19 protein-coding genes are annotated in these 20,400 nt (G+C 71.6%); 8 read left to right on the top strand and 11 right to left on the bottom strand.

Annotation, left to right across the window (positions count from 1 at the left end):
• Positions 1 to 245 precede the first annotated feature (245 nt).
• Positions 246 to 1,301 carry a TIGR03118 family protein gene (locus ABZX61_RS13155; protein ID WP_355194183.1) on the bottom strand — a complete coding sequence of 352 codons (1,056 nt, stop codon included), beginning with the start codon at positions 1,299 to 1,301 and terminating at the stop codon, positions 246 to 248.
• A gap of 220 nt (positions 1,302 to 1,521) precedes the next feature.
• On the opposite strand from ABZX61_RS13155, the gene ppgK reads away from it, so the two are divergent.
• Entirely contained in the window at positions 1,522 to 2,244 is a 723-nt protein-coding gene (ppgK, locus tag ABZX61_RS13150; protein WP_350723078.1) for a polyphosphate--glucose phosphotransferase, read from the top strand.
• A 17-nt stretch (positions 2,245 to 2,261) separates the two neighbouring features.
• Here the strand turns inward: ppgK and ABZX61_RS13145 are convergent, their stop codons facing one another.
• Together ABZX61_RS13145 and ABZX61_RS13140 are read right to left on the bottom strand one after the other, a co-directional pair.
• On the bottom strand, positions 2,262 to 3,017 hold the full coding sequence (locus tag ABZX61_RS13145) for a hypothetical protein (protein WP_355194181.1): 756 nt from the start codon (positions 3,015 to 3,017) through the stop codon (positions 2,262 to 2,264).
• Positions 3,017 to 3,325 (bottom strand): hypothetical protein, encoded by a 309-nt coding sequence (locus tag ABZX61_RS13140; protein ID WP_350723082.1) that lies wholly within the window; start codon positions 3,323 to 3,325, stop codon positions 3,017 to 3,019. The genes ABZX61_RS13145 and ABZX61_RS13140 overlap by 1 nt, the downstream gene beginning before the upstream one ends.
• Before the next feature lie 166 nt (positions 3,326 to 3,491).
• On the opposite strand from ABZX61_RS13140, the gene ABZX61_RS13135 reads away from it, so the two are divergent.
• Positions 3,492 to 3,896, top strand: a complete 405-nt coding sequence (locus ABZX61_RS13135; protein WP_355194179.1) for a YbaB/EbfC family nucleoid-associated protein — start codon at positions 3,492 to 3,494, stop codon at positions 3,894 to 3,896.
• Between the two features lie 92 nt (positions 3,897 to 3,988).
• A complete protein-coding gene (locus ABZX61_RS13130) occupies positions 3,989 to 4,648 on the top strand; it encodes an FCD domain-containing protein (RefSeq protein ID WP_350723085.1) in 660 nt (219 codons plus the stop codon).
• A gap of 183 nt (positions 4,649 to 4,831) precedes the next feature.
• On the opposite strand, the gene ABZX61_RS13125 is transcribed toward ABZX61_RS13130, so the two are convergent.
• On the bottom strand, positions 4,832 to 5,710 hold the full coding sequence (locus ABZX61_RS13125; protein WP_355194177.1) for a hypothetical protein: 879 nt from the start codon (positions 5,708 to 5,710) through the stop codon (positions 4,832 to 4,834).
• A 161-nt stretch (positions 5,711 to 5,871) separates the two neighbouring features.
• Between ABZX61_RS13125 and ABZX61_RS13120 the strand changes: the two genes are divergently transcribed.
• On the top strand, positions 5,872 to 6,087 hold the full coding sequence (locus ABZX61_RS13120) for a hypothetical protein (protein WP_355194175.1): 216 nt from the start codon (positions 5,872 to 5,874) through the stop codon (positions 6,085 to 6,087).
• 105 nt (positions 6,088 to 6,192) lie between these two features.
• On the opposite strand, the gene ABZX61_RS13115 is transcribed toward ABZX61_RS13120, so the two are convergent.
• Positions 6,193 to 6,711: a nuclear transport factor 2 family protein gene (locus tag ABZX61_RS13115; protein ID WP_355194173.1), complete on the bottom strand. Its 519-nt coding sequence runs from the start codon at positions 6,709 to 6,711 to the stop codon at positions 6,193 to 6,195.
• A gap of 460 nt (positions 6,712 to 7,171) precedes the next feature.
• On the opposite strand from ABZX61_RS13115, the gene ABZX61_RS13110 reads away from it, so the two are divergent.
• Together ABZX61_RS13110 and ABZX61_RS13105 are read left to right on the top strand one after the other, a co-directional pair.
• Positions 7,172 to 8,281: a histidine kinase gene (locus ABZX61_RS13110; RefSeq protein WP_355194171.1), complete on the top strand. Its 1,110-nt coding sequence runs from the start codon at positions 7,172 to 7,174 to the stop codon at positions 8,279 to 8,281.
• Positions 8,278 to 8,946 carry a response regulator transcription factor gene (locus ABZX61_RS13105; protein WP_350723094.1) on the top strand — a complete coding sequence of 223 codons (669 nt, stop codon included), beginning with the start codon at positions 8,278 to 8,280 and terminating at the stop codon, positions 8,944 to 8,946. Before ABZX61_RS13110 ends, ABZX61_RS13105 begins: the two co-directional genes overlap by 4 nt.
• Here the strand turns inward: ABZX61_RS13105 and nirD are convergent.
• From nirD to ABZX61_RS13075, 6 genes are all read right to left on the bottom strand, one after another.
• The gene (gene nirD / locus ABZX61_RS13100) at positions 8,901 to 9,221 is read right to left on the bottom strand and encodes a nitrite reductase small subunit NirD (RefSeq protein WP_350723096.1); all 321 of its coding nucleotides are present in this window, start codon (positions 9,219 to 9,221) and stop codon (positions 8,901 to 8,903) included. The genes ABZX61_RS13105 and nirD overlap by 46 nt on opposite strands.
• Entirely contained in the window at positions 9,218 to 11,644 is a 2,427-nt protein-coding gene (nirB, locus tag ABZX61_RS13095) for a nitrite reductase large subunit NirB (protein WP_355194168.1), read from the bottom strand. Before nirB ends, nirD begins: the two co-directional genes overlap by 4 nt.
• Positions 11,641 to 13,035, bottom strand: coding sequence for an FAD-dependent oxidoreductase (locus ABZX61_RS13090; protein ID WP_350723100.1), 1,395 nt, complete (start codon positions 13,033 to 13,035; stop codon positions 11,641 to 11,643). Before ABZX61_RS13090 ends, nirB begins: the two co-directional genes overlap by 4 nt.
• Entirely contained in the window at positions 13,032 to 15,053 is a 2,022-nt protein-coding gene (locus tag ABZX61_RS13085; RefSeq protein ID WP_355194165.1) for a molybdopterin oxidoreductase family protein, read from the bottom strand. The genes ABZX61_RS13090 and ABZX61_RS13085 overlap by 4 nt, the downstream gene beginning before the upstream one ends.
• A 4-nt stretch (positions 15,054 to 15,057) precedes the next feature.
• Entirely contained in the window at positions 15,058 to 16,368 is a 1,311-nt protein-coding gene (locus ABZX61_RS13080) for an MFS transporter (protein ID WP_355194163.1), read from the bottom strand.
• 207 nt (positions 16,369 to 16,575) lie between these two features.
• Positions 16,576 to 17,052 carry a GNAT family N-acetyltransferase gene (locus ABZX61_RS13075; RefSeq protein WP_355194161.1) on the bottom strand — a complete coding sequence of 159 codons (477 nt, stop codon included), beginning with the start codon at positions 17,050 to 17,052 and terminating at the stop codon, positions 16,576 to 16,578.
• 126 nt (positions 17,053 to 17,178) lie between these two features.
• Between ABZX61_RS13075 and ABZX61_RS13070 the strand changes: the two genes are divergently transcribed.
• A complete protein-coding gene (locus tag ABZX61_RS13070) occupies positions 17,179 to 19,092 on the top strand; it encodes a hypothetical protein (RefSeq protein ID WP_355194159.1) in 1,914 nt (637 codons plus the stop codon).
• A 61-nt stretch (positions 19,093 to 19,153) separates the two neighbouring features.
• The gene (locus ABZX61_RS13065; protein WP_355194157.1) at positions 19,154 to 20,131 is read left to right on the top strand and encodes an aldo/keto reductase; all 978 of its coding nucleotides are present in this window, start codon (positions 19,154 to 19,156) and stop codon (positions 20,129 to 20,131) included.
• Positions 20,132 to 20,400 lie beyond the last annotated feature (269 nt).

Raw genomic sequence — 20,400 nt, 5'->3', positions numbered from 1 at the left:
CCTCCCGGAGGACACCAGGTCCTCCAGGAGGAGCCAGCCCTTCCCCTACTCCCTCAAAGACATCCCAGGGACCTCAGCCGGAGCGCGGCGAGGAGTAAGGGTGCGGCGGAAGCACCAACAAGGGGGTTGTTTCCGGCGCGGCTCGCGCCAACCGCGCCGGAAACGTCCGCGGGACCGCCGCCCCCGGCCTTGCTCGGCGAGCTGCGCTTCTCGCCAGGCCGGGGGCGACGGCGAGAGAGCGCCGCTCAGTACCCGCCGTACGGATTCTGGGAGGACGACCGGCTACTGGGGGCGCTCGTCTGGTGGCCCGACGGGTGGTTCGTCGGGGAGCTCGACGGCGAGGACGTGGGCGTCGCGGTGGACGTCGGCTTGGTGCCCTGCGGGGCGATGATGCCGATCAGGCCGTGCTTGGTGCCGTCGATGCCCGCGGAGAACCACATGGAGTTCTCGCCGCCGTTGGTGGCGGTGCCGGGCTCCAGGTCCCACAGGCCGGGCAGCACGATCGGGTTGCCGTCGGCCGTGGACAGCGCGCCCAGGTGGCGGCTGTTCTTGTACGCGTGCACGGTTCCGTCGCCGAAGTTGCCGATGAGCAGCGCGCCCCTGTACTGTCCCCAGCCCTTCGGCGCGGCGGTGATCCCCCAGGGGGCGTTGAGCCCGACCCTGGAGATGCGGCCGGTGAGGCGCCCGCCGGCGTTGAAGCGGCTCACGAAGCCCTTGCCCTCGCCGAATTCGGGCTTGCCGGTGGACGGGTCACGCAGGGCCCAGGACACCCAGATGCTGCCGTTGGCGATCGCCACGTTGTAGGCCTTGTACGTCCTGGGGACGCCCGGGTCGCGGAACTGCCAGCTCTTCAGGCTGATGCGCCGGAAGTCCTCATCGAAGGCGTGGATGCGCCCGCTCGCGAAGTCGGCGGCCAGCAGGAAGTCTCCGTCGTCGGTCTCGACGAGCTCGAGCCCCTTGTAGTCGGCGCCACGGGTGAAGGCCCCGATGATCGCGTTCTTCGGGTCCACGTCCTTGTTCCAGCCCGTGATGGCTCCGCTCGGGCTGGAGAAGATGAACGTGGCGGGCTTGCCCTTGACGGTGAAGCCCTCGCCCGGGTTGAACACCTGGCCGGTGGGTGCTCCGCCGGGGATCCACACCTCGGTCTGCTCCTTCTTGCCCGTGCCGGAGTAGACGGTGGCGGTGCCGGTGCCGGTGTTCGAGACCCACAGAGTCTTGCCCATGGCCAGGCCCCACGGGTTGACGACCTTGGCGTCGGTGACCGGGGCTTTGCCCTGAACGTCCGACACAAGGTTGATCACGTCGAATCGGTTCCTGGTTGTGGTGGCGTGCGCGGGAGTGGTGAGAGTTGCTCCCCACACAACCGCAACAGCGCAGAGTGTGATGATGCGTGGCCGCATCCGTTGCCTCCTAGTTAGCGCTTGTGACGCGAGATACGTGGAGGGCTGTGGGCCGGTTCAGCCGGTTCCGGAAATATCGGGACAGGAGTTTTTTCGTGTCCTGAAGGGGAGAGGGATTGACATGAACGTGTTGGGCATTGACATCGGTGGTTCGGGAATCAAGGGCGCTCCTGTCGACATCGAGGCCGGCGAGCTGGTGAAGGAGCGCTTGCGCATTCCCACGCCCCAGCCGTCCAAGCCCGATGAGGTGGCGGAAGCGGTGGCGGAGATCGTCAAGCATTTCGGCTGGAGCGGTCCCATCGGGGTGACGTTCCCCGGCGTGGTCAAGGACGGGGTCGTGCTGACGGCCGCCAACGTGGACCACTCGTGGATCGGCGTGGACGCGGCCGGGTTGTTCGGCGGGGCGACCGTGCTGAACGACGCCGACGCGGCCGGTGTGGCGGAGGTGACCTACGGGCGCGGGCGCGGGGAGCGCGGGACCGTGCTCGTGCTGACGTTCGGCACGGGGATCGGCAGCGCGCTGTTCACCGACGGGACCCTCGTGCCCAACACCGAGCTCGGGCACCTGGAGCTGCGGGGCAAGGAGGCCGAGCACCGGGCGTCGGCGCGGGCGCGGGAGGAGCACGAGCTGAGCTGGGAGAAGTGGGCCGAGCGGGTGGAGGAGTACCTCCGGCACGTGGAGATGCTGCTGTCGCCCACGCTGATCGTCATCGGCGGGGGTGCGAGCAGGAAGGCCGACAGGTTCCTGCCGCACGTCCACATCGACACGCCCGTCGTCCCCGCCACCCTCCAGAACGAGGCCGGCATCATCGGCGCCGCCCTGGCCGCCTCCCGTCGCTCATGAGCCGCTCCGGGCCGGGCTCACTTCGTACCGGGCCGGCTCGGGGCCACCCACTTGAAGTCCTTCGTGTCGTCCGGCAGGGCCTGCTTCCCCTCGGGGTACTGAAAGGTGGGGAACGCCGACTTGTCGATCTTCACGGTGGCGAAGTCGACCTCGCGCAGCCTCGCCCCCGGCCAGCCGTCCTGCTCGTACGGCTCGGCCATGTCGGCCAGCGCCTGCCCCTGCGTGATCAGGTAGGCGACGATGGTCGCCTGGCCCATGCAGTATGTGAGGAGCGCGCCGATCATCACGGTCAGCACCTTGTCCGCGGCGTTGAGCAGCCATCTCAGGTACAGGCGGCCCTGGACGGCCCCCACGGGTGACAGCACCATCATCGACAGCCCGTACACGCTGGAGGCGGCGACCATCGTGGAGAAGGTCGCCATCGCCCCCTTGAAGAGCCGGAAGGCGTTGGCCACGCCGTCGAGGATGTCGCCGATCTGGTCGAGGGAGTCGCGCAGGACCTCGGTGCCCGCGTGCATCTTGCCGGTCACCCGGGAGAACTCCCGCTGGTCGTCGGCGATCCAGCCGCGGCGGGACTCGGCGGGAATGCCGTCCAGCACCTCCACGGGGTTGTCGAGGTCCCTGGCCATCTGCTTCCAGACCTTGGCGACCTCCGAGACCCGGTCGACGTCCATCTGGAGGGACTCCAGGAGGGCCAGCGACACCAGCGGGACGCCCGCGTACAGCTGGAGCCCCTTGAGCGTCCGGATGATCGGCCACGGCGCGGGCGCCATCACACGTACTCCACGATGCTGGCCTGCTCGGCCCTGCGCCAGTTTCCCGCGCAGGTGGCCAGGCTGTCGGTGATGCCGCGGGAGGCGATGGCGCCGCCTCGCAGGGCCTCCGTGCAGCCTCGCTGCGCCGTCTCGTAGGCCGGGCCGAGGATTCTCGCCAAGATCGTCCCCAGCGTGCCGTCGCCGAGGTCGGTGTCGTAGACGCGGTCTCCGGTCTTCATGAGGCCGGCCCAGACGTCGTCGTAGCGCTCGCCCATGGCGGCGATGACACTGGACGTGATGACCCTTGTCTCCTGCGGGGTGGACATGTCGCTCCTTCAGGTTTTCTGCGTCGAAGGTCATCTTTGTCGCCTTGGAGGCGTTGATCATCTGGGTTCACCGGATGTTCGACGGGGCGCAACCAGCCGCTGCCAACGGGTTCAGGAAATCTTGATCAACTCCATTGGTCGCGCCGACGAACAGGAAGGTCCCGGCATGTTCGACTTCGACCCGGCCGCCGTCACGCCCGAGGAGCTGGACAGGATCGGCCGGCGGGCGGACGAGGCCATGTCGAAGCTCGCCACGGCCATGGACGGGCTCGGCGAGGTCATCGGGGAGGGCACCGCCGCCGGGGGCCGGATCCAGGCCACCGTGGAGGCCGACGGCCTCGTCCGGGACATCCGCCTGGACGCGCGGGTGCTGCGCACGATGGGCAGCGACGAGCTGGCCGAGGCGATCGTGACGGCGCTGCGCGCGGCCCAGCTGTCGGCCCGGGGCCAGCTGGAGGAGCGCCTCGCCGAGGCCCAGGGCGGCGAGCGCCTGCCGTTCGACCTCGGGGACGTCGGCCGCCGCTTCGAGGCCGTCCAGTCCGCCTTCCTCTCCGCCCTGCCCCGGCGCTGACCGGCGGCGCGCCCCCGATCACCGGCCGGACTACCCCGCCTTCGGCGATAGCTCTTAGGGTGGGTGTTCTCCATCCGATGAGGAGAGGGTGCATGCGAAACGTCGCTCGGACCTCGCTCGTGGACGCCGCGATCGACGAGCTCCGCCGAGAGATCGCGCGTGGTGTGTGGCCGGTCGGCACCAAGATCCCGTCCGAGAGCCAGCTCGCGCAGAGCCTCGGCATGAGCAGGCTGTCCGTGCGCGAGGCGGTGCGGGTCCTGGCCCACGCCGGGCTCCTGCACACCCGCCAGGGCGACGGCACGTACGTGACCGCCACCGACGAGTCCAAGGTCGCCCTGCGCCGGCGGCTCGACACGGCGGCCGCCATGGACATCATCGACGTGCGCCGCGGCCTCGATCTCGTGGCCGCCCGGCTCGCGGCGGGCAGGCGCACGGAGGAGGACCTGACCGCGATGCGCCGGACGCTGGCCCGCCGGGACGCGGCCGCCCGCGCCGGCGACCTCGACGGCTTCGCGGACGCGGACGTGGACTTCCACCTGCTGGTCGCGGACGCCGCGCACAACGCCCTGCTCGGCGACCTCTACCGCAGCATGAGCGACGCCCTGCGCGACAGCGTCAGGGACCAGGAGCAGGCGGCCCTGACGCCGGACAGCTCCCACGACGACCTGCTGGGCGCGATCGAGGCCGGCGACGCGGCCCGCGCGGTCGCCGTCTCCGTCGCCATCCTCGACCAGCAGGAACGCGACCTCTGAACACCGCCCCCGCGACGTAGGGCCGCGATCCGGCCCCCGTGGCATCGGGCCGCGTCCGGCCGGCGCGGCGTCGGGATGCGGCGAGGCTCGCGTGGCGGAACCGGGGTGGGCCTGCGACGCGGTGCCGCTCGGGAAAGCGGCGCCGCAGGCGCACCCCGGCGCTCTCCCCGCCAGGACCGCCGATCACTTACCGGAGATGACGATCGTCTCCCCCGGCGAGCCCGTCGGCCCGGGCGGGTCCGATGGGTCCGGCGTGCCCGTGGGCGGGTCCGGCTCGGCTTCCGACCGGCGCGGCCGGCGGATCAGCCGCGCCACGCGGGCCGGCCACCTCGGCGACGCCCCGTCCGGCGAGGGCGGCCGAGGCGGCAGGCCCGGCAGGCGGGACGGCGGCAGCAGCCACAGGGCCACCACCGCGACCAGCGCACCACCGACGGCGGCGATCACCAGCGCGTAGACAGGCACCCCGCCGGATCCCTGCCCCACATCACCGGAGCTTCCCCGCCGGCCACCCGTGTCACCGGAGCCTTCCCGCCCCACGTCGGTAGCACCGGCACTTCCCTGCCCCTTCGGCGACGGGCTAATCACCGCCGGACTCCCATCCGGGACCACGGGCGGCCGCACGGCCCCCCAGAACGACTTCTCCGCCGACATGGGCGCCACCATCTCGGCGGGCACCGGATCGATCTTCAGCCCACCGGGAACGGTCAGCGTCCCCACCACGTACGGCTGGAACAGCCCCTGGACGCCCTCCACCTTCCACACTCCCTCAGGCACCACCACCGACGTGGCGTAATGCCCGGCCTCCGGCAGCGCCGTGCCGCCGAAGAGCAGGCTCTTCCCGTCCGCCCCGGTGAACCGCAGCCCGACCGCCCCGAGATCCCCCTCGAACGGATGGGAGCCGTGCTGGAGCACCCAGAACCCCAGCGCGTACGACGTCCCGCCCTCGAACCGGGACGGCGCCGGATCCAGATAGGTCACCGCCCACCCGCCGGCAGCGGCGGCGGGCAGGCCGCCCAGGGCCAGCGCCACCGTGCCGGCCAGCACGGCCAGAATCCTCTTCATGGGACCACCTCCGGTACAGATACACCGGAGGCGCGGCCCAGGTTCTGACGGGCCTGCGACATTTCCCGTTACGGCGCGCACAATGGAGGAAAGGCGAGAATTCGGCGGGGAGCGAGGAGGCTTGCGCCGTGTCCGCCACCGGACGCGCATATGTGACCGCAATGCTCGACGTCCTCGTTTTCGAGAACGTATTGGTGGCGTGGCGACGGAGCGCGCCCTGGGGCGGATACATGATCGTCTCGCACGAGGGCGAGGAGATCAGGTTGACCGCGCGACAGGCGGAAACGTGGGCTCGGGGTGCCTTCGCCGTCTACCTGGCGATGATCGACCAGGGCCGCATCACCCCGCGCGTCCCGCGCGGCACCGCGCAGTCGTAGCCCGCCCCGTGACTTAACCGGACCGGTGAATCCGCCCCGGAATTCCCGCCATTCCCGGCGGACGTCCCGCAAAGGACGTGTGGCCCATTCCCGGGCCGCCGGCGGTCAGGACGACTGGTTGTTCATGAACTCCGAGATCTTCCACTTCCCGCCCTCCTTGCCGAGCAGGAACAGCTCGCGGAAGCGCGCGTCCCCCTGCTTGCTCCCCGAGCGGACGACGGCGTTCTCGGCGCCGACCGTACGCACGTCCACGATGGTGTGCATGGCCGACACCACGTCGGTCGCGCCCTGCAACTGCTGCTGGTAGAGGCTGCGGATCGCCTTGGTGCCCTCGGCCGTGGCCTCGCCGTCTATCTCGACCACCGCGTTGCCCGTGAACAGGCTGACGATCTGGTCCACGTTCCCCGCCTTGAGCGCGTTGAAATAGGACTCGACGGCACCGCGCGGCTGCCCGGCCGCCGTCGCCGTCGCGGTCGGGGACAGGCTCCTGGTGTAGGGACCGGTCGGGGTCACGGCCGCTTTCATCGCTTGCGTACGGTCACCGCCCACGTCGCAACCGGCGACCAGGAGGACGGGGACGATCGCCGCCGGTAGAAGTGCCCAGCGCTGAAAAACCTTGCTCATGGCCGCTTTGATGCCCGCACCCGCCATGCGCGAATGCGGCGTTTGGCCACTCCGCACGACGCCTTTAGCTCGTTGGGGTGTTACTCACGGTAACGGTTCACTGGATCTGGCTGAGACCGGTCAGAGTTGCGATCGTTGCCGCCCCGAGACCAGCGCACAGGGCACCGCCGATAGCGTCCGTCCAGTGCCGCGAATCCAGGCGAACCCCGAACCCCTCCCCCAGCGCGAGGACGCCGAACGTTGCGACAGCATCGATTCAGGACGGCGTTGCGTGTTGCCACTGACCCATCGAAGCCCGCACGTCTACCCCCCGGTGGAGACTGGAGCATAGCCCTCGGCCTGGCATCGGCGCAGCCGATATGCCAGAACGGCATGACCCCACTCTGAGCAGGCGGAAGACGAGCCACTTCCCCCGTACGAGGGAGGCGGTCCCCGGGCCGGTCGGCTAGCTTCTGGAGCCGTGGCGGTTCCCTGGAAACCCTGGAAGCCCTGGAAGGCGGTGCTCTACCAGCTACTGGGCGCGGCGTTGCTGACGCCGGTGGCGGCGGTCCTGGCGGTGACGCTCGTGACGGAGGTGTCCCTGGCGCGGGTGCTGTTGCTGTGGGCGGCGTGCCTGCCCGCGTCGGCGCTCGTGGCATGCCTGCCCCTGGTGCCCCGGCTGGAGGTCATCGCGCTGTCAGAGCTGCTCGGGGTGGCCGTGCCGGACCGCGCGGACCCGGTCTATCTGCGGGTGCTGACGGCGCTGCACCTGTTCGTGGGGGCGACGCTGAGTGCCGGGGTGCTGGCGCTGGCGCCCGCGTTCACCCGCCGGCAGGCCGCTCAGGGTGACCTGGCGCAGGTGTCCGTCATGGCCGTGGCCGTGCTGGCGGTGATGGTGCTGGCGGGGGCCGGGCAGCAGCGGGTGGCGCGCAGGCTGCTGCGCTCCGACCCGTCGCTGGTGATCGAGGAGCTCGGCCGCCGCCAGAGCCTGGCGCTGGAGCTGCACGACTCGGTGGGGCACGCGCTCAGCGTCGTCCTGGTCCAGGCCATGGCGGCCCAGGCGGCCCTGGGGCGGCCGGAGACGGTGCCGGTGGCCGAACGGTCGCTGGACCACCTGGTGGGCACCGCACGTGGCGCTCAGCAGGAGCTGGACGTGCTCCTTCGGGTGCTCGACGAGGGCAGTACGGCGCAGGCGCCCACGCTGGCCGCCCTCAGTGCGCTCGTGCACGGGCTGGACGTGGAGTGCCGTGCCGACCCGGTGGACCGGGTGCCGGAGGCGGCGTCGCGGGCGGCGTACGCGATCGCCAGGGAGGCGGTCACGAACGCGCTCAGGCACGGGCGGGGGCGGGTCCGGGTGGACCTGGCCGTCCGGCACCGCACCGCCCCCGAGGTGACCGCAGTAAGGGGCCGCGCTGGAGAGGGCGGGAAGGAGGTCGTGCTGGTCGTGGAGAACGCGGTGGCCGGGAGCGCGACGCCCGGGGAGGGGCGCGGTCTGGTGGGGATGCGGATGCGGGCGCGCCTGGCCGGAGGGGTGTTCGAGCGGGAGGAGGTGGACGGCACGTGGCGGGTGACGGCGACACTGCCCGCGTGAGCAGGGGGATCAGGGTGGTGCTGGCCGACGACGAGCCGCTCATCCGCTCCGGCTGGGCCACCATGCTCTCCCCGTACGACGACATCGAGGTGATCGGGGAGGCGGCCGACGGCCACGCCGCCGTCGAGCTGGGCCGCGCGGCCGACGTGGTGCTCATGGACATCCGCATGCCCGGTATGGACGGCCTGCACGCCACCCGGGAGCTGGCCCGCCTCTCGCCGCGCACCCGGGTCGTCGTGGTCACGACGTTCGAGAACGACCAGCTCGTCTGGGGCGCGCTACGCGCGGGCGCGGCCGGCTACGTGCTCAAGCGCTCCCCCGCCGCCGACCTGGTCACCGCGATCCGGCTGCGGGACGGCGTGCTCTTCCCCGACGCGTTGCGCCGCATCGCCGCCCCGCGCCCGCGCGCCACCGCCGCCCACGACCTCACGCCCAGGGAGCTGGACGTCCTGCGTCACCTGGCCCGCGGGCTGAGCAACGCCGAGATCGCCGCCGCCCTGTACGTCACCAGGGAGACGGTCAAGACGCACGTCGGCAACGTCCTGGACAAGCTGGGCGCGAGGGACCGCACCCAGGCCGTCGTGCGAGCCTACGACCTGGGCCTGGTCCTGGCGGGCGATCAGGCGCCGACCTCCACGCCGCCGTCCGCCACCCGTACCCGGTAGATCGGCACGGACACCGCATCCTCGTCCAGGCAGCGCCCCGACACCAGCGAGAACACCTGCTTGTGCAGCGGCGAGGCCACGGTCGGCTCGCCCTTCCTGGTGCCGACGATGCCGCGCGAGAGCACGTACGCGCCGCTGAACGGGTCGAGGTTGCCCAGCGCGTGCAGCGTGCCGTCGTGAGTGCGGAAGATGGCCACCTGCTCGCCGCCCACCAGGGCGCAGACGCCGCGTTCCGGCACCATGGCCTCGTAGTCGCAGATCCGCGTCCAGCTCATCGGGCCATCACCGGCTTGATCTGACCGCGCTCGCTGGCGAAGACGATCGACGGGTCCGGCACGCCGGGGGCGTTGACGAAGGTGACGAACCTGTTCAGCTTCTCGGGGTCGTCCAGCGTGGTCGCCCACTCGTCGGCGTACGTGGCGATGTGGTTCTCCATCTGCGCGTCCAGGTCGGCGCAGATGCCGAGCGAATCTTCCATGATCACCTCGCGAAGATAGTCGAGCCCGCCGTCCAGCGACTCCAGCCAGGTGGAGGTGCGCTGCAGCCGGTCGGCCGTGCGGATGTAGAACATGAGGAACCGGTCGATCGTCCTGATGAGCTCCTCCGAGCTCAGGTCCGTGGCCAGCAGGTCGGCGTGGCGGGGCTTGAAGCCGCCGTTGCCGCCGACGTACAGGTTCCAGCCCTGCTCGGTGGCGATGATCCCGAAGTCCTTGGACCTGGCCTCGGCGCACTCGCGGGCGCAGCCGGAGACGGCCGACTTGAGCTTGTGCGGCGAGCGCAGGCCGCGGTAGCGCAGCTCCAGCGCGATGGCCATGCCCACCGAGTCCTGCACGCCGTAGCGGCACCAGGTCGAGCCGACGCACGACTTCACCGTGCGCAGCGCCTTGCCGTACGCGTGGCCGGACTCGAACCCGGCGTCCACCAGCCGCCGCCAGATCTCCGGCAGCTGCTCGACCCGGGCTCCGAACAGGTCGATGCGCTGACCGCCGGTGATCTTCGTGTAGAGGCCGAAGTCGCGGGCCACCTCGCCGATCACGATGAGCTTGTCGGGGGTGATCTCGCCGCCGGGGATGCGCGGGACGACCGAGTACGTGCCGTTCTTCTGCATGTTGGCGAGGAAGTGGTCGTTGGTGTCCTGCAGCGTGACCCGCTCGCCGTCGAGCACGTGGCCGTTGTAGAGCGAGGCCAGGATCGAGGCCACGGCCGGCTTGCAGATGTCGCAGCCCCTGCCGTGCCCGTGTTCGGTGATGAGCTGGGAGAACGTGGTGATCTTGCGGACCCGTACGATGTCGAACAGCTCGGCCCGCGAGTACGTGAAGTGCTCGCACAGCGCCTTGCTGACCTCGACGCCCGACTTCTCCAGCAGCTGCTTGAGCATCGGCACGCAGCTGCCGCAGGTCGTGCCGGCGCGGGTGCAGGCCTTGATGCCGGGCACGTCGGTGACGCCCTTGTCGGCGATGGCCGTGCGGACGTCGCCCGCGCACACGTTGTTGCAGGAGCACACCTGCGCCTCGTCGGGCAGGTCGAGGCTGGCCCCGGCCCCGCTGAAGAGCAGGTCGGACGGCGAGGCGGGCAGCGCCTTGCCGACGAAGGGCCGCAGGGACGTGTACGGGGAGGCGTCGCCCACGCAGATGCCGCCGAGCAGCGTCTTCGCGTCGTCGCTGATGAACAGCCTCTTGTAGACACCGCCCACCGGGTCCATGTAGGTGACGTCGAGCGCCCCCGACATGGCCCCGAACTGCGCCACCTCGACACCCAGCAGCTTGAGCTTGGTGGACATGTCGGCGCCCTCGAAGGCCGAGGACCCGCCCATGATCCGGTCGGCCGCCACCTCGGCCATCGTGTTGCACGGCCCGACGAGGCCGTAGACCATGCCGCCGACCAGCGCGCACTCGCCGACCGCGTAGATCGAGGCGTCGGAGGTGAGCATCGAGGAGTCCACCACGATGCCGCCCCGCTCGCCGACCTCCAGCCCGGACGACCTGGCCAGCTCGTCACGCGGCCTGATGCCCGCCGAGAAGACCACGACCTGCGCGTCCAGCACCGTGCCGTCCGGCTTGCGCAGCCCGGTGACCTGGCCGTCCGCGGTGACGATCTCCTGGACGCCCGCCCCGGCGTGCACGCCGAGCCCGAGGCCCTCGATGTGGGACTTCAGCACCGCGCCGCCGCCCTCGTCCACCTGCCGCGGCATCAGCCAGGGGCTCATCTCGACGATGTGCGCCTTCAGCCCGAGGGCGCGCAGCGCGTCGGCGGCCTCCAGGCCGAGCAGCCCGCCGCCGACCACGACGCCCTCGACCGCGTCCTTGGCGGCCACCCGGATCGCGTCCAGGTCGTCGATGGTGCGGTAGACGAAGGCGTGCTCGGCGCCCGGCACCGGCGGCACGAACGGCGCCGACCCGGTGGCCAGCACGAGCACGTCATAGGGCTCGGTGGCGCCGTCGGCCAGGGTGACCTCGCGGGCCTCCCGGTCGATCCCGGTGACCCGGCTGCTCAGCCTCGTCACGACCCCCGCGGGCACCTCGTAGGTGAGGTCCTCCACGGTGACGCCGGAGAGGTAGGAGGTCAGTGCCACCCGGTCGTACGCCGGGCGCGGCTCCTCCCCGATCACGGTGATCCGGCCGTCGAAGCCCTTGTCCACCAGGGTTTCGACGAGCCGGTGGGCCGTCGGCCCGTACCCAACGACGACGATCCTGCTCATACTGAAATCCCTTCCTGCTCGCACAGCCAGCCGACGATGCCCTCCACGGCGTCGCGGCAGGTTCCGCATCCGGTCGTCGCCCTGGTCGCGGCCGCCACTCCGGCCACGTCGCGGGCCCCGGCCTCCCAGCACGCCCTGATCTGACCCTTGGTCACGTTGTTGCACTGACAGACCTTGGCCGCGTCCGGCATCAGCGTCGGGCTGTCGGCCACCGGCGCCGACGACAGCCCGGGGAACAGCAGCCCGGCCCGGTCCCCCGGCACCGGCGCGCCTCGGTCGAAGAGCTGGGTGAGCGTGCCCACGGCGTCGCTCTCGCCCAGCAGGATCGCGCCCACCAGCCGCCCGTCGCGGATGACGAGCTTGCGGTAGGTGCCGCGGGCCCGGTGGCTGAAGCGCACCACCTCGGCGTGCTCCTCGGTGAGCTGGGTCTCGCCCATGGCGGCCAGCTCGACGCTCCTGGCCTTGAGCCTGGTGACCAGCCGGGAGCCCCGGTAGAGGGCCTTGCCGCCGGTGATCACGTCGGCGGCCACGGAGGCCTGCTCCCAGGCGGGGGCGACCAGGCCGTACACGGTGCCCTCGTGCTCGGCGCACTCGCCGATGGCGAAGATCGACGGGTCGTCGGTGCGCAGCTCGTCGTCCACGACGACGCCGCGCCGCACCTCCAGCCCCGCCGCGGCGGCCGGCCCGGTGACGGGGCGGACGCCGCAGGCCAGCACGACGAGGTCGGCCTCGATCAGCTCGCCGCCGGCCAGCCGGACGCCGTCCTCCCGCACCGACTCGGCGCTGACGCCGGTGCGGATCTCGACGCCGAGCCCGGCGAGCGTCTCGCCGAGCACCTCGCCCGCCTCGACGTCGAGCTGGCGCTCCATGAGATGCCCGGCCAGGTGCAGCAGCGTCACCGGCAGGCCGCGCCCGGCCAGTCCGCGGGCGGCCTCGATGCCGAGCAGGCCGCCGCCGACGACCACGGCCCTGCGGGCCTGGTCGGCAGCCTCCATGATCCGCTCGCAGTCGTCGAGCGTGCGGAACGGGATGGCCCGCTCCACGCCGGGGATCGGCGGCACGACGGCCTCGCTGCCCATGGCCAGGACCAGCAGGTCGTACGGCTCGCGCCGCCCTCCCTCGGTCACCACGTGCCTGGTCTCCCTGTCGATGTGGGCGACCGCGTCGCCGAAGGCGGCCTCGACGTTGTGGGCGTCGTACCAGGAGGATTCGAGCAGCCTCACCTGCTCGGGACGCGAGCTGCCGGCCAGCACGTTGGACAGCAGCACCCTGTTGTACGGCTGGCGCGACTCCGCGCCGAAGATCGTGATCCTGATGTGCGGGTCCCTGGTCCGTACCTCGCTGACCAGCCGCGACCCGGCCATCCCGTTGCCGACGACGACGAGCCTCATGAGTCCCTCTCCACCCTGACCGCGCAGACCTTGAACTCCGGCATCCTCGAGGTCGGGTCCAGCGCCGGGTTGGTGAGCCGGTTGGCGCCCTCCCAGTGGAAGGGCATGAAAACGGTGTCGCGCCTGATGGCGTCGCTGATCCTGGCCACGGCCTTCCCCTCGCCTCTCCTGCTGCTGACCCGTACGACGTCCCCGGGCGAGATGTCGAGCTGCTCGGCGAGGTCCGGGTGCAGCTCGACGAACGGCTCGGGAGCCGCCTGGACGAGCGGCGCGATCCTGCGGGTCTGGGCGCCGCTCTGGTAGTGGGCGAGCACCCGTCCGGTGCTCAGGTAGATCGGGTAGTCCGCGTCGGTCTCCTCGGCCGCCGGCCGGTGCTGGACGGGCACGAACCTGGCGCGGCCGTCCGGGTGCGCGAAGGAGTCGAGGAACGGGCGCGGCGTGCCGGGGTGCTCCGGCTCGGGGCAGGGCCAGAAGACGCCCTTCTCTTCGGTGATGCGCTCGTAGGTGATGCCCGAGTAGTCGGCCCCCCCGCCCTTGCTCGCCCGGCGCAGCTCGTCGAAGATCTTGACCGGCTCTGTCTCCAGGCGGTGCCCGAGCCGCTCGGCGAGCCCGGCGAGCACGTCGAGGTCGCTCCTGACGCCCTCGGGCGGCGCCACGGCCTGGTTGCGGAGCAGGACGCGGCCTTCGAGGTTGGTCATGGTGCCGGTCTCCTCGGCCCACTGCGTGACCGGGAAGACCACGTCGGCCAGCGCCGCGGTCTCGGACATGACGAAGTCGCAGGTCACCAGCAGGTCGAGGGAGGCGATGCGCTCGGCCACGTGCTCGGAGGCGGGCGCGGAGATCACGGGGTTGGAGCCGAACAGCAGCAGCGCCCGCGGCCCGCCGGGGGTGCCGAGGGCGTCGAGCAGCTCGTACGCCGACCGCCCCGGTCCCGGGAGGCTGTCCGCCGGGACGCCCCACACGCCCGCGACGTGCTCGCGGGCCGCCGGGTCGTCGATCTTGCGGTAGCCGGGGAGCTGGTCGGCCTTCTGCCCGTGCTCCCTGCCGCCCTGGCCGTTGCCCTGCCCGGTCACGCACCCGTACCCGGAGCCGTGCCGGCCGGGCAGGCCCAGCGCCAGCGCCAGGTTGATGAACGCGCTGACCGTGTCGGTGCCCTTGGCGTGCTGCTCGGCGCCGCGCCCGGTCAGGATGTACGCGTTGCCCGCCGCGGCCAGCGCCCGGACCGCCTGCCGCATCCGGTAGACCGGCACCCCGGTGATCCGCTCGACCCGCTCCGGCCACCAGGCGGCCAGCGAGGTGCGGACCTCCTCGAACCCGGTGGTCCTGGCCGCCACGTACGCCTCGTCCACGAGCTCGTCGGCGATGGCCAGGTGCAGCATCCCGAGCGCCAGGGCCAGGTCGGTGCCGGGCGTGGGCTGCAGGTGCAGCCAGGCCTGCCTGGCCGTCTGGGAGCGCCGCGGGTCGATGACGATCACCCGGGGGCCCGACAGGTGGCGCACGAACGGGGGCATGGTCTCGGCGACGTTCGCGCCGGCCAGCAGCACGACGTCGGCCTCGGCCAGGTCGGTGATGGGGAACGGCATGCCGCGGTCCATGCCGAACGCCTTGATCGAGGCGGCGGCGGCCGACGACATGCAGAAGCGGCCGTTGTAGTCGATCTGGCTGGTGCCCAGCGCGACCCTGGCGAACTTGCCGAGCGTGTAGGCCTTCTCGTTGGTGAGCCCGCCGCCGCCGAACACGGCCACGCCGTCGGGGCCGTGTTCGGCGCGGATCGCGGACAGCCGCTCCGCCACGTGGTCGAGCGCGACCTCCCACTCCACCGGCTCGCCGTGCAGGAGCGGGGTGGTCAGGCGCTCGCCGTTGGTGAGCAGCTCGCCCGCCGTCCAGCCCTTCTGGCACAGCGCGCCGGAGGCGTTGGCAGGGATGTCGGTCCTGGGGCTGATGGCCAGCTCCGGGCCGATCTCCATGCCGCACTGGAGTGCGCAGTACGGGCAGTGTGTCTTCACGGGCTCACTCATCGGGTCAGACCCGGGCATAGGCGAGGCTGGCCACGACCGAGGCGCCGACCTTGCGGGTGTAGCACCACCAGGTCAGGGCGAAACAGGACACGTAGAAGGCGCCGAAGGCGAGGAAGGCGGGCGCCGGGGTCCCGGCCGCGGCGAACGACATCCCGAACGCCCGGTTGATGAGGAACCCGCCCAGCGCTCCCACCGCCGAGATGATGCCGATGGCGGCCGAGGCCTGGCGCTTGCCGTACAGCAGGGACTCCTCGCCCTCGCCGCGCTCGGCGACGGCCTTGGCCTGGAAGATGGCCGGGATCATGCGGTACGTGGAGCCGTTCCCGATGCCGGCGGTGACGAAGAGGACCTGGAAGGACAGGAAGAACATCCAGAAGTTGCCGGAGGTGCTGGCCGCCCAGACCAGCAGCACGCCGCCGCCCATCCCGGCGAAGTTCCACAGCGTGACGGGGGCGCCGCCGAGCCTGTCGGCCAGCCAGCCGCCCACCGGCCTGATCAGCGAGCCCAGCAGCGGCCCGACGAACGCCACGGCGGCGAACGGGGCATCGGGGAAGAGGCTCTTGCTGAGCAGCGGGAAGGCCGTGGAGTAGCCGATGAACGAGCCGAAGGTCCCGATGTACAGGAACGACATGATCCAGGTCTGGGCCTTGCCCGCCACCGCGAGCTGCTCGCGCGGGTTGGCCCTGGCGCTGGTGAGGTTGTCCATGAAGAAGAAGGCGCAGGCGCCGGCCACGACGATGAACGGGATCCAGAACCATCCGGCCGCGGCCAGCCCGAGCGAGCCGATCACCAGCGGCATGACGAGCTGGACCGAGCTGACGCCGATGTTGCCGCCTGCGGCGTTCAGCCCCAGGGCGACCCCCTGCTTGTGGCGGGGGTAGAAGTAGGTGATGTTGGCCATGCTGGAGGCGAAGTTCCCCCCGCCGACCCCGGCCAGCGCCGCGATCACCAGGAACAGCCAGTACGGCGTCTCCGGGTTCCCGACCGCCACGCCGAGCAACACGGCCGGGATGAGCAGCAGCGCCGCGCTCACCACGGTGAAGTTGCGCCCGCCGAACTTGGCCGGGCCGAACGTGTAGGGCACGCGCAGCACGGAGCCGACCAGGTTGGGCAGCGCGACCAGCCAGAAGAGCTGGTCCGTGGAGAACTTGTAGACCCCCATCTTGGTGGCCACGATGCTCCACAGCGTCCACACGGTGAAGCCGAGGTGCTCGGCGACGATCGAGAAGATCAGGTTGCGCCGTGCGACGCGCTTGCCTGAGCTTTCCCAGAAAGCTGGGTCATCGGGGTGCCACTCGGCGATCCAGCGCGCCATCGGCTTTCTCCTACGTTCGGCGTCCGGGGGGAACTCCAAAGTAGGAAGCGCGCGTTACGCACTTTGACGATCCGTGGCTGTGCGTTCGTTACGTGTGATTCACCGGCGTAACAAGCCACGCACATGCGTCACGGAGGAAACCTGCTCGTAATACGGGCTGATGATCAGGCGTAATCTTCTGCGTGGCTTGTCACGATACGTGAGCGGTCAGCCCTGGCTGTCGGCCAGGCGCCGCAGCGGCTCGCCGGTCAGCCGGTACTTCAGCCACTCGTCCTGGCGCACCGCGCCGAGCTTGTCGTAGAAGGCGACGCTGGGCTCGTTCCAGTCGAGCACCACCCATTCGAAGCGCTGGTAGCCGCGCTCGGCGCAGATCCCGGCCAGCTCCTTCATGAGCGAGACCCCGTGGCCGCCGCCCCGGTGCTGGGGGCGTACGTACAGGTCCTCCATGTAAATGCCGTGCACGCCCCGCCACGTCGAGAACGTCAGGAACCAGAGCGTGAAGCCGGCCACCTCGCCGTCGTGCTCGGCGATGTGGACGAACGCGGCCGGGTTGTCGGCGAAGAGCGCGGTGTGCAGCTGCTCCTCGGTGACCGTCGCCTCGTGCGCGGCCTTCTCGTACTCGGCGAGCTCACGGATCATGTTGGCGATTTCGGGCACGTCGGCGGGTGTCGCGGGGCGAATCATGGCACCCAGAGTATGACCCCTCCCCGATTGAACCCGCCCAGTGTGTCAAACGTCGTAGTTGTCAGAACGGTATTCGGGGACCGTGGCAGACGCTCAGGCAAGGTATCGGACAGGGGAGCGGAACCGATGGGCGTTGCACAGCAACCGGGGGTACTCCTGCCCTCGTGCCCCGATCTCAAGCTGGCCCTCGTGCTGGGTGAGCGGGCGCTGTTCGTGAACGGCGACCTGCAGACCGCACGGCGCTGGTTCGACTCGGCGTACCGGCTGGCCGAGCTCTGCGGCGACCCGTCGTCGCTGGCGCGGGCGGCCCTGGGCCTGGGCGGGATCTGGGTGCACGAGCACAGGACATGTGCGGAGTCGGAGATGGTACGCGCCCGCCAGCGGCACGCGCTGTCCTTGATCGACCCTCGCTCCTCGCCGGCCCTGCGGCTGCGCGTGCGGTTGCACGGCGAGGAGGACTACCGCGCGGGCCGGCACGCCACGATCATGGAGCTGCTGGCCGAGACCAGGGGCTCCGGCGACGGGGCGGCGCTGGCCGAGGCGCTGAGCCTGGCGCACCACTGCCTGCTCGGCCCCGAGCACGCGGCGCTCAGGCTGGAGCTGGCGAGCGAGCTGATCGGCCAGGCCGCCGTCACCGAGCGCAGGGGCGACCTGCTGATGGGCCTGCTGTGGCGGACGGTCGACCTCTACCTGGCCGCGGACCCGCACGCCGAGCGCGGCCTGGCGGAGCTGCGCGGCCTGCTGACCGGCCACGACCACCTCGCGGTCGGGTACGTGGTCGAGGCCATCGAGGTCATGCTGACCATCCGCGCGGGCCGCTTCGCCGAGGCCGAGAAGCGGGCCGGGGAGTGCTTCGAGCGCGGCGTGACCGCCGGCGACATGGACGCGACCGGTTGGTACGGCGGCCAGCTCGGCGCCATCCGCTGGTTCCAGGGCCGGGCCGCCGAGCTGCTGCCCATCCTGTCGGACCTGGTCAGCTCGCCCACGCTGAGCCCGATCGACAACTCGTACCTGGCGGGCCTGGCGCTGGCCGCGGCCGTCGCGGGCGACCGGCGCGCGGCGGCCGGGCACCTGGCCAGGCTGCGCGTGGAGGAGATGCCGGGGTCGAGCACCTGGCTGCTCTCGATGTACTGCGTCGTGGAGACCGCCCACCTGCTGCAGGACCCGGACACGGCCGCCCGCGCGTACGCGCTGCTGCGCCCGTTCGCGGACCTGCCGGTGGTGGCCAGCCTGGGCGTGGCCTGCTTCGGCTCCGTGCACCACTCGCTGGGCATGGCCGCGCTCACCACCGGGGACCTGTCCACGGCGGTGGAGCACCTGCGGGCGGCCGTGCGGGGGAACTTCGCCCTGGGGCACTGGCCGGCCGCCGCGCTGTCGAGGTGGCGGCTGGGCCAGGCGCTGGCGCTGCGCGACGGGACGCAGGACAAGGCGGCCAACCGGGAGCAGGCCGCCGCCGCGCGGGAGGCCAGGGAGCTGGGCATGGTGCTGCCGTCCGTGGTCGGGCGCTCGGCCTCGGGGCAGGACGGCTGCCGCTTCCGCCGGCACGGGCGGCACTGGCAGGTGGAGCTGGGCGGGCGGCTCGCGCTCGTCGACCACAGCGTCGGGATGGGGCACCTGGCCACGCTGGTCGCCAATCCGGGCCGGGAGATCCTCGCCACCGACCTGGCCGCGGGGTCGTGGACGCGCGAGCCCGAGGGCGGGTCGGCCCAGCCGGTGCTGGACGACCAGGCCAGGGACACCTACCGGCAGCGGCTGGGCCAGCTTGAGGCGGAGATCGACGAGCTGGAGTCGATGAACGACCTGGAGCGGGCGGCGGGGCTGCGGCTGGAGCGCGAGTGGCTGGTGGCGGAGCTGACGGCGGCGACGGGCATCGGCGGTCGGGCGCGGCCGTTCACGGGGAGCGAGGAGCGGGCCAGGATCGCCGTGGGCAAGGCGATCAGGCGGGCGCTGGCGCGGATCTCGGCGGTGGACCAGGCGATCGGGGAGGAGCTGCGCGCCACGGTGCAGACGGGGCTGCGCTGCTGCTACCAGCCCCGTTAGCGGACCTGCGGCGGGACCGGCCTCGGGCCGGAGCGCGGTTCCCATCCGGGAGACTGTTCCCATGGAACAACGCACGTTGGGACGAACAGGACGCCAGGTGGGCACAGTCGGCCTCGGCGCGTGGCAGCTCGGCGCCGACTGGGGCCAGGTGACGGAGGACGAGGCGTTCGCCACCCTGGGGGCCGCCGTGGACGCCGGGGTCACCTTCATCGACACGGCCGACGTCTACGGCGACGGCCGGAGCGAGCAGATCGTCGGCCGCTTCGCCAAGGGCCGGCCGGAGCTGACCGTGGCCACCAAGATGGGCCGCCGGCTGGAGCAGATCCCCGCCAACTACGTGATGTCCAACTTCCGGGCCTGGAACGAGCGCTCCCGCCAGAACCTCGGTGTGGACACCCTCGACCTGGTCCAGCTCCACTGCCCGCCGACCCCGGTGTACTCGACGGACGCCGTGTTCGACGCGCTGGACACGCTGGTGGCCGAGCAGAAGATCGCCGCCTACGGGGTCAGCGTGGAGACGTGCGAGGAGGCGCTGACGGCGATCGCGCGGCCGGGGGCGGCGTCCGTGCAGATCATCCTCAACGCGTTCCGGCTCAAGCCGCTGGAGCGGGTGCTGCCCGCCGCCCGGGCCGCCGGGGTGGGCATCATCGCCCGCGTCCCGCTGGCCAGCGGCCTGCTGTCCGGCCGGTACGACGAGCACACGACCTTCGGCGCGGACGACCACCGCACCTACAACCGGCAGGGAGAGGCGTTCGACGTCGGCGAGACCTTCTCGGGCGTGGACTTCCGCACGGGCCTGGAGGCGGTCCGCCGCCTGGTTCCCCTGGTGCCGGAGGGCCTGACGATGGCCCAGTTCGCGCTGCGCTGGATCCTCGACCAGCCCGGCGTGTCGGTGGTGATCCCCGGCGCCCGCAACGCGTCCCAGGCCACCGCGAACGCGGCCGCCGCGTCGTCCGCGCCGCTCCCGCCGGCCACGCTCGAAGCGGTCGAGGCCATTTACGACGACCTGATCCGGCCGCAGGTCCACGACCGCTGGTAGGCGCATCGACGGGGCGCCGCCCACGCCTCCCCCTCCGGCTGCACGGCCGAGCTCAACACCCAGGAGCGCTGGGCCACGAGCCTGTGCACGTCGGGCACCGGCGAGCACCGCATCCGGGTCCGGCAACGGCACTTCCTGCCCGAGGTCGCCCGATCCGCACGGGGAGCGGCACGGGGAGCGGCACGGGGAGCGGCACGGGGAGCGGCACGGGGAGCGGCACGGGGAGCGGCACGGGGAGCGGCACGGGGAGCGGCACGGGGAGCGGCACG

It is taken from the genome of Nonomuraea sp. NPDC003709 (assembly GCF_040610775.1).
GTDB classification, from domain to species: Bacteria; Actinomycetota; Actinomycetes; order Streptosporangiales; family Streptosporangiaceae; genus Nonomuraea; species Nonomuraea angiospora_A.
The sequence above is the reverse complement of the archived record's forward strand: the minus strand, read 5'-3'. Positions and strand labels throughout refer to the sequence as shown.